Origin of the sequence: Cellulomonas triticagri, assembly GCF_003696205.1 — a bacterium.
In the GTDB taxonomy this organism is placed as follows: domain Bacteria; phylum Actinomycetota; class Actinomycetes; order Actinomycetales; family Cellulomonadaceae; genus Cellulomonas; species Cellulomonas triticagri.
Genome location: NZ_RFFI01000144.1, coordinates 1 through 8,920, shown reverse-complemented (window position 1 = coordinate 8,920; position 8,920 = coordinate 1). Strand labels below are relative to the sequence as shown.

General features: G+C 72.7%; 6 protein-coding genes and 1 pseudogene. 6 read left to right on the top strand and 1 reads right to left on the bottom strand.

Annotated elements, in window-relative coordinates; translation table 11 throughout:
• Positions 1 to 579 (top strand): annotated as a pseudogene (locus EBM89_RS18300) (N-acetylglucosamine-6-phosphate deacetylase); the annotation flags it as partial.
• Here the strand turns inward: EBM89_RS18300 and EBM89_RS18295 are convergent.
• Positions 569 to 1,579 (bottom strand): LacI family DNA-binding transcriptional regulator, encoded by a 1,011-nt coding sequence (locus EBM89_RS18295; protein WP_122151067.1) that lies wholly within the window; start codon positions 1,577 to 1,579, stop codon positions 569 to 571. The pseudogene EBM89_RS18300 and the gene EBM89_RS18295 sit on opposite strands and share 11 nt — an antisense overlap.
• A gap of 364 nt (positions 1,580 to 1,943) precedes the next feature.
• Here EBM89_RS18295 and EBM89_RS18290 point away from each other — a divergent pair, with 364 nt between their 5' ends.
• The 5 genes from EBM89_RS18290 (at position 1,944) to yicI (ending at position 8,637) form a co-directional block, all read left to right on the top strand.
• Positions 1,944 to 3,017 carry a substrate-binding domain-containing protein gene (locus tag EBM89_RS18290; RefSeq protein ID WP_147463615.1) on the top strand — a complete coding sequence of 358 codons (1,074 nt, stop codon included), beginning with the start codon at positions 1,944 to 1,946 and terminating at the stop codon, positions 3,015 to 3,017.
• Between the two features lie 70 nt (positions 3,018 to 3,087).
• A complete protein-coding gene (locus EBM89_RS18285; RefSeq protein WP_122151065.1) occupies positions 3,088 to 4,398 on the top strand; it encodes an ABC transporter substrate-binding protein in 1,311 nt (436 codons plus the stop codon).
• 66 nt (positions 4,399 to 4,464) lie between these two features.
• Positions 4,465 to 5,421 carry a carbohydrate ABC transporter permease gene (locus EBM89_RS18280; protein WP_122151064.1) on the top strand — a complete coding sequence of 319 codons (957 nt, stop codon included), beginning with the start codon at positions 4,465 to 4,467 and terminating at the stop codon, positions 5,419 to 5,421.
• On the top strand, positions 5,421 to 6,356 hold the full coding sequence (locus tag EBM89_RS18275) for a carbohydrate ABC transporter permease (RefSeq protein ID WP_122151063.1): 936 nt from the start codon (positions 5,421 to 5,423) through the stop codon (positions 6,354 to 6,356). The genes EBM89_RS18280 and EBM89_RS18275 overlap by 1 nt, the downstream gene beginning before the upstream one ends.
• A gap of 10 nt (positions 6,357 to 6,366) precedes the next feature.
• Entirely contained in the window at positions 6,367 to 8,637 is a 2,271-nt protein-coding gene (gene yicI, locus EBM89_RS18270; protein WP_122151062.1) for an alpha-xylosidase, read from the top strand.
• Positions 8,638 to 8,920: the final 283 nt, after the last annotated feature.

The following is an 8,920-nucleotide window of genomic DNA, read 5'->3' as shown; positions in this document are numbered from 1 at the left end:
AGCGCGGCGGCGGGCGGCCGTCCCGGCGGCGGGCGCTCGCCCCGGCCCACGGCCACGCACCTGTTCAACGGCATGCGCCCCTTGCACCACCGCGACCCCGGTCCGGTGGCGGCCTGCCTCGCGGCCGCGGCGCGCGGCGACCTGGTGGTGGAGCTCGTCGCGGACGGCACGCACCTGGCGGACGGCACGGTGCGGGCGGTGTTCGACCTCGTCGGCCCGGGGTCGATCGCGCTGGTGACCGACGCGATGGCGGCGGCGGGGATGGCGGACGGCGACTACCGGCTCGGCCCGATGGCGGTGCGGGTCGGCGGCGGCGTGGCCCGGCTGCTCGAGGACGACGGTTCGGCGGGCGCCATCGCGGGCGGCACGGCGCACCTGGTGGACGTGGTGCGCCAGGTCGCGGCGTCGGGCGTGGGCCTGGTCGCGGCGGCCCGCGCGGCCGCGACCACCCCGGCGGAGGTGCTGGGCCGCCCCGACCTCGGCGCGCTGGTGGCGGGACGGCGTGCCGACGTCGTGGTGACCGACGGGGACGTCGTCCCGGTCGCGGTCTACCGGGCGGGGGCGCTCGTCACGGTGTGACGCCTGGGGCGGCCACGCTGCCGTGGTCGGTGTAGGTGGGGCTGACCAGGCGGGTCTCGGCGAGGTCCTCCCCGGCCAGGCGCGCCATCACCATCTCGACGGCGATCCGGCCGATGCGCTCGCCGGGGACCTCGATGATCGACACCGGCACGGGCAGGGCGGCGGCGAGGTCGGCGGGGCTGACCGCGACGATCGACAGGTCCTCGGGGACGCGCAGCCCGCGCTCGGCGGCGCGGGCGAGCAGCCCGCCGAGGGCCGCCTCGTTGTGCACGACGAGACCGGTGGTGCCGGGGTGCTCGGCGAGCACCCGGTCCAGCGCGAGCGCCCCGCCGGTGAACGTCGGCTCGGCCGGGACGACCGGGGCGCTCATCCCGCTGGCGGCGGCCTGCTCCAGCACGCCGTGCCGCATCCGCACGGCGTAGTTGGCGCGGTGGTCGAGGCGGTCCTGGGACGCGCCGACGAGCACGACGTGCTCGTGCCCGTGCCGCGCGAGCTCACGCACCGCGAGCCGCCCGGCGCCGGAGAAGTCCAGGTCCACGCAGCTCAGCCCCGTGGTGTCGTCGGGGACGCCGATGAGGATGCTCGGCAGCGCGAGCGAGCGCAGCGCGGGCAGCCGGGCGTCGTCGGCCTCGATGTCCATGACGATCAGCGCGTCGGCGGTCGAGGACGCCGCGATGCGGGACATGCCCTGCGGGTCGTCCTGGGTGAGCACGAGGACGTCGTGGTCGTGCTCCCGGGCGGTCGTGACCACCCCGCCGACGAACTGCATGATGATCTGCACGTTGATGCCCGGCCGGAACGGCACCATCAGCGCGATGACGTTGCTGCGGCTGGAGGCGAGCGCCCGCGCCCCGGCGTGCGGGCGGTACCCGAGGTCCGCCACGGCGCGCTGCACGCGCTCCCGGGTGGGGGCGGAGATGGTGCGCTTCCCGCTCAGCACGTAGCTGACGGTCGACACCGAGACGCCCGCCGCGCGGGCCACGTCGCCGATCGTCGCCATCGGCCCAGGGTAGTGGTGCGCGGGAGCACCTGGTGGCGCCCGTCCGGTCCGGTGCGGGGGTGGGGTGGGCGGGGTGCGTCGTGGGGTGCGCTGGGCTGTGCAAACGCTTCGATGATGTCGTCGCGCCAGACGCCCTGACCGGGGATCGCGGCGGGTCGGAGCGCGATGGCCATCGGGTTCTGGAGCGAGTGCGTGCGTCGGGCTATGTCGAAGCGATTCGACCATCGTCGTGATCGTTTCGATACCTCCGGGTCTGGACGGCGCCCGGTGCCCGGGTCTACGGTGCTGTCGCGCGAAGCGCTTCGACACCTCATCGACGAGGTGTCGGGACAGCCGTCGAGGAGGACAGCTCGTGGTGGTGACCATGCAGGACGTCGCACGTCGTGCCGGCGTCGCGCTGTCCACGGTCTCCGCCGCGCTGACCGGGACCCGTCCCGTCTCCGCCACCACGCGGGCCCGGGTCGAGGCGGCCGCCGCCGAGCTCGGCTTCCGGCCCAACGCCCTCGCCCGGGGCCTCGCCAGCCGCCGGAGCCACGTCCTCGCGCTGACGCACCCGGTCGGCGCCGCGGGCCTGAGCCGCACCTCCGCGGAGTTCGTGCTCGGCGCCGCCGGTGCGGCCCAGGAGCGCGGGTACCAGCTCGTGCTCTGGCCGTTCGCCGTCGAGGACGCCGACGGGCTGGTCGGCGTCGCCCGGCAGGGGCTCGCCGACGGCGTGCTCGTCATGGAGGTGCACGCCGCCGACGCCCGGGTCCGGGCGCTGCGCGAGGCCGGGGTCCCGGTCGCCCTCATCGGCCGCACCGACGACCCCGCCGACGCCGCGCTGCCGACCGTCGACATCGACTTCGCCGCCACGCTCACCGAGGCCGTCGCCCACCTCGCCGACCTCGGGCACCGGCGCATCGCGTTCGTGAACCACGCCGCGCACCGCACCGCCGAGGGCCACGGCCCCACCCGGCGGGCGGCCGCCGCGTACGACGCCGCGATGGCCGCGCGCGGGCTCACGCCCGTGCAGGTGGCCGCCGAGGAGTCCGTGGTCGGCGGCCGCGCCGCCCTCGCCGGGCTGCTCGACGGGGACGCGCCCGCGCCGACGGCTGTCATCACCATGAACGAGGACGCCACGTTCGGCGTCGTCGCCGAGCTCGCCGCACGCCGCGTGACCGTCCCGGAGCGGATGTCCGTGCTCGCCGTGGTGTCGTCCCCGGCCGTCGCCGAGCAGACCGTCCCGCCGCTCACCACCCTGCACGCCCCCGGTGCGCAGCTCGGCCGGGCCGCCGTCGACGCGCTGCTCGCGCTGCTGCTCACCGGCGCGGCGCTGGCGCCCGTGCTCGAGCGGTGCCGGCTCGTGGACCACGGCAGCACCGGGCCGGTGCCCGCGGACGCCGAGCCCGGGGCCGCGGAGCCCGCGCCCGTCGTGCCCGCGGCGGCGGGCGCCCCCTAGACCCCCTGCCCGCCGACGCGGGCAGGCGACAGCACCACAGCACAGCAGAACTCGACGAGGAGGACGTGTGATGGCAGCTCACCGGAAGCGGTACGTGGCGGGAGCGCTCGCGCTCGCGCTGCCGCTGGCCCTGGCCGCGTGCGGCGGCGACAGCGGCGGCGGCACGGGCGGCGGCGACGGCGACACGCTGACCGTGTGGCACTACGAGAACGACGACTCGGCGATGGGTCAGGCGTGGGCCAAGGCCATCGAGATCTTCGAGGACGAGAACCCCGACGTCACCGTGAAGGTCGAGAACCAGACCTTCGAGCAGATCCAGAAGAACGCCAAGATCTTCCTCACCGGCGACGACGTCCCGGACGTCATGGAGTACAACAAGGGCAACGCGACCGCGGGCCAGCTCGCCTCGCAGGGCCTCATCACCCCGCTGACCGAGGAGGCCGACTCGCGCGGCTGGGCGGACACCCTGCCGGACTCGATCCAGACCACCGCGCAGTACGACGAGCAGGGCCTCATGGGCTCCGGCGACTGGTACGGCGTGCCGAACTACGGCGAGTTCGTCGGCGTCTACTTCAACCAGGACATGCTGGACGCGCAGGGCATCGCGGTGCCCACCACGTTCGACGAGTTCGAGGACGCGCTCGCCACGTTCAAGGCCGCGGGCATCACCCCGATCGCGACCGCCGGCTCCGAGTACCCGCTCGGCCAGCTCTGGTACGAGCTCGTGCTGCACTACGGCGACCGCGACCTGGTCGACGCCTACCAGCTGTTCACCGAGGACGTGGACTTCCAGGCCGAGGCGTTCACGCAGGCCACCGAGAAGCTCGACGAGTGGATCAAGGCGGGCTACATCGCCGGTGACTCCGCCGCGCTGACCGCCGAGGACATGGGCGTCTCGTTCATCAACGGCACCTACCCGCTGATGGTCTCCGGCTCCTGGTGGTTCGGCCGCCTGGTCGAGGAGATCCCGTTCACCTGGGGCCAGACGCTGTTCCCGGAGAACGACATGCACCCGGGCAGCTCCGGCAACCTCTGGGTCGTCCCGGAGAACGCGGCCAACAAGGACCTCGCCTACGAGTTCATCGACATCACCCTGCGCCCCGAGGTGCAGGAGATCCTCGGCCAGAAGGGCGGCCTGCCGGTCGCCGGCGACTCCGCGTCCATCACGGACGAGAAGACCAAGGAGATGACCGAGAACTTCGAGTCGATCCTCGACAGCGACGGCCTGGCGTTCTACCCCGACTGGCCGGTGCCCGGCTACTACGACGTGATCGTCAGCGAGCTGCAGTCGCTGGTCAACCAGTCCAAGAGCCCGTCGGAGGTGCTGGACGGCCTGTCCAACGCCTACGAGGAGGGCAAGACGGACCTGCTCGAGGGCTGATCCCCACCCCGCCCGGGCGGCGGCACGCGCTGCCGCCGCCCGGGCACCCCGACCTCGAGGAGCCGCATGTCCACCGTCGAACGCGCCGCCCCGCCGGCGCCGCCCCGCCGCCGCAGCAGCCGCTCGCGCCAGCGCCTCGGCTACCTGCCGTACCTGCTGCCCGGCCTCATCGCCTTCACCGTCGTGATCCTCATCCCGTTCGCGATGAACATCTGGTACAGCCTGCACAAGTGGAAGGGCGGCAACGCGCCGCTGCGCTGGTACGGGCTGGGCAACTACACCGACCTGCTCGCCGACGAGCAGTTCTGGACGTCGTTCCGGAACTCCATCGCGATGATCCTGGCGATGGTCGTGGTGCCGACGCTGCTCGGCCTGCTGCTCGCCACGACGCTGTTCGACGTCCTCGGCAAGCGGTTCGGCCCGCGCGTGGCCTCCGTGCTGCGGGCGACGTACTACCTGCCGCAGATCCTGCCCGTCGCCGTCGCCGGCGTGCTGTGGAACTGGATCCTCAACTCCCAGACCGGCGCCGTGAACGTGCTGCTCCGCGAGATCGGGGTGGCGAACCCGCCGAACTGGCTCGGTTCCACCGACACGGCGCTGCCGACCGTGATGCTCGTGCTGATCTGGATCCAGATCGGCTACCCGGTCGTCATCTTCATGTCGGCCCTGCAGCGCGTCGACCCCGAGCTGTACGAGGCCGCCGAGCTCGACGGCGCGGGCTGGTGGCACCGGTTCCGGGCCATCACGATCCCGCAGATCAAGCCCGAGACGTTCGTCATCACGCTCACCTGCACCGTCGCGGCGCTCAAGGTGTTCGGGCCGATCTACGTGCTGACCCGGGGCGGGCCCGAGTCCTCGACGCTCGTGCCGTCGTACTACTCGTACCTGAACTTCTTCGACAAGTCGAAGGTCGGCTACGGCGCCGCCATCGCGAACGTCCTGACGGTCCTGATCATCCTCGTGGCCGTCGTCATCATGGTGCTGCAGGCCCGCAGCGCCCGGCGCGAGGAGGCGGGTCGCTGATGGCCACCCCGATCGAGACCCTGCCCGCCGCGGGCGCACCCGGGACCGCCCTCGACGGCGGCCGCCCGCCCCGTGCGCCCCGGACCCGCGCCACCGACGTCGACCGGCGGCACCGCCGCGGCGCGTCCCGGTGGTTCGTCCTCGCCGGGGCGGTGCTGGTCGCCGTCATCATGCTGGTGCCGTTCGCCATCATGGTGCTCAACGCCTTCAAGGCCCCTGCCGACTACTCGCAGAACGGCCCGCTGTCCTGGCCCGTCTCGCTGTACACCGACGGGCTCGTGAACTTCTGGGAGCGGGTCAACTTCCCCGAGAAGCTGGTCAACTCCATCTGGATCTCCGGCACCGTCGCGGTCTTCGGCGTCGTGCTCTCGCTGCTCAGCGCCTACGCGCTCGGCGTCGGCCGGGTCCGGGGCCGGATGTGGATCGTCACCCTGTTCCTGCTCGCGAACATGCTGCCGCAGGAGGTGCTGGTCTACCCGCTGTTCCAGATGGCGCAGGAGGTCGGCCTGTCCAACAACCAGTGGTCGGTCATCATCATCTTCACCGTCATCCAGGCGGCGTTCGGCACCTACCTGCTGTCCTCGGTGCTCGGCACGTTCCCGCCCGCGCTGCTGGAGGCCGCGTCCCTGGACGGCGCGGGCCGCTGGCGCACCCTGTGGAGCATCGTCTACCCGGTCGTCCGGCCGACCCTCAGCGTCCTGGTGATCTTCTTCTTCATCTGGACGTGGAACGAGTTCTTCATCCCGCTGGTCATGCTCACGACCAACGCCACCCAGACGATCCCCGTCGCCCTCGCCTCCCTGCAGGGCGACCGGATGATGGACGCCCCCACGACCAACGCGGGCGCCCTCGTCTCGATGATCCCGGCGATCGTCTTCTTCCTCATCTTCCAGCGCACGCTGACCCGCGGCATCACCGCCGGCGCGGTCAAGTAAGGGCACCCGCATGAAGTTCACCGACGGCTACTGGCAGAACCTCCCGGGCGTGGACGTGCTGCGCCCCCGCGCGGTCGACGAGGTCGTCCTCGGCGAGCGGTCCCTGACCGCCTACGCCGGGACCGGCCGCCTCGCGACCCGCGGCGACACCCTCAACAGCCCGCTCATCACGATCACGCTCGACTCGCCCGCCGAGGGCGTCCTCGGCGTCACCGTCGAGCACCACCGCGGCGGCGTCGACCCCGGTCCGGCGTTCGCGCTCGCGGACGACGCCCCGCACGTCGTCGTCACCGGTCCCACCGCGGGCGACGCCCGCGCCACGCTGACCACCGGCAACCTCACCGCCCGGGTCGCGACCACGGGGGAGTGGGCCCTCGACATCGAGGTCGACGGCCAGGTCGTCACCGGCTCCACCTCCCGCGGCGTCGGCGTGGTCACCGACGCCGCGGGCCGCCCGTTCGTGCGCGAGCAGCTCGCGCTCGGGGTGGCGGACCACGTCTACGGGCTCGGCGAGCGGTTCACGCCGTTCGTCAAGAACGGCCAGACCGTCGACGTCTGGAACGCCGACGGCGGCACGTCCTCCGAGCAGGCGTACAAGAACGTGCCGTTCTACCTCACCGACGCGGGCTACGGCGTCCTGGTCGACCACCCCGGGCACGTCTCGTTCGAGATCGCGTCCGAGGTCGTCTCCCGCACCCAGTTCAGCGTCCCCGGCCAGCGGCTGCGCTACTACGTCGTCGCGGGGCCCGACCCCAAGGACGTGCTCCGCCGCTACACCGCCCTGACCGGCCGCCCGGCGCGCGTGCCGGACTGGTCCTACGGCCTGTGGCTGTCCACGTCGTTCACCACCGACTACGACGAGGCCACCGTCATGTCGTTCATCGACGGGATGGCCGAGCGCGGCCTGCCGCTGTCGGTGTTCCACTTCGACTGCTTCTGGATGCGCCGGTTCCACTGGTGCGACTTCGTGTGGGACCCGGCGACGTTCCCCGACCCGGAGGGCATGCTCCGCCGCCTGCACGAGCGCGACCTGCAGGTGTGCGTCTGGATCAACCCGTACATCGCGCAGCGCTCGCACCTGTTCGAGGAGGGTCGCGAGCTCGGCTACCTGGTGAAGCGCGCCGACGGCTCCGTGTGGCAGTGGGACCTGTGGCAGGCCGGCATGGCCCTGGTCGACTTCACCAACCCCGACGCCACCGCCTGGTACCAGAGCAAGCTCCGCGCCCTGCTCGACACCGGCGTCGACGCGTTCAAGACCGACTTCGGCGAGCGGATCCCCACCGACGTCGTGTGGCACGACGGCTCCGACCCCGAGCGGATGCACAACTACTACACCCAGCTCTACAACAAGGCCGTCTTCGACCTCCTCGAGGAGGTCAAGGGCGAGGGCGAGGCCGTGCTGTTCGCACGCTCCGCCACCGCGGGCGGCCAGCAGTTCCCCGTGCACTGGGGCGGCGACTGCGAGTCCACCTTCGTCTCCATGGCCGAGTCGCTGCGCGGCGGGCTGTCCCTCGCGTCGTCCGGCTTCGGGTACTGGTCGCACGACATCGGCGGGTTCGAGGGCACCCCCGACGCCGCCGTCTTCAAGCGCTGGCTCGCGTTCGGGCTGCTGTCCTCGCACTCCCGGCTGCACGGGTCGTCGTCGTACCGGGTGCCGTGGGCGTTCGACGAGGAGTCCGTCAAGGTCACGCAGCGGTTCACCGAGCTCAAGCTCTCGCTCATGCCGTACCTGTCGGGGGTGGGTCGCGAGGCGCACACCGACGGCCTGCCCGTGATGCGGCCGATGGTCGTCGAGTTCCCCGACGAGCCCGGTGCCGCCGCCGTGGACACCCAGTACATGCTCGGCGAGTCGCTGCTGGTCGCACCCGTCTTCACCGCCGATGGCGACGTCGACGTGTACGTCCCCGAGGGGGAGTGGACGTCGCTGCTCGACGGCTCCGTGGTCTCCGGCCCGCGGTGGCACCGGCAGCGGCACGGCTTCGACTCGCTGCCCCTGCTGGTCCGGCCCGGGACGGTGCTCCCGGTCGGCGCCCGCACGGACCGCCCGGACTACGACCACGCCACCGGGGTGACCCTGCGGGTGTTCGGGCTGCCGGACGGGTACGACGGCGAGACCGTCGTGCGCGGCGTGGCGGGCGAGGTCCGGTTCCGGGTCACCCGCGACGGCGCGACCGTCCGCGCCGAGGCGACCGGTGCCGTCCCGGACGCGTGGGCGCTCGCGGACGCGCTCGGCGCACCCGTCCCCGCGCAGGGCGGGACCGCGGAGATCACCCTCCGCTGACCGGTCGGTGGAGGGGACGCCCCGCGGGCCCGTCCCGCGGGCCCGTCCCCTCCACCCCGTCCCGGCCCCAGCCGAGGACGCCCCGCCGAGGAAGTCGCCGCTCCTCGTCCACCGCTACGGCCCCGTCGAGCGGTCAGCAGTGGTGGGTTTCGCGTCGCTTGGCGTCAGGTGGTTGTTGCAACGTGGTCCTCATCGAGAGGGTGCGTGGCATGGCTGGTGCGAGGTTGACGCTGCAGGAGCGGGCGCAGATCGAGGTGTTGTTCGGTCAGGGGCTGTCTTTCCC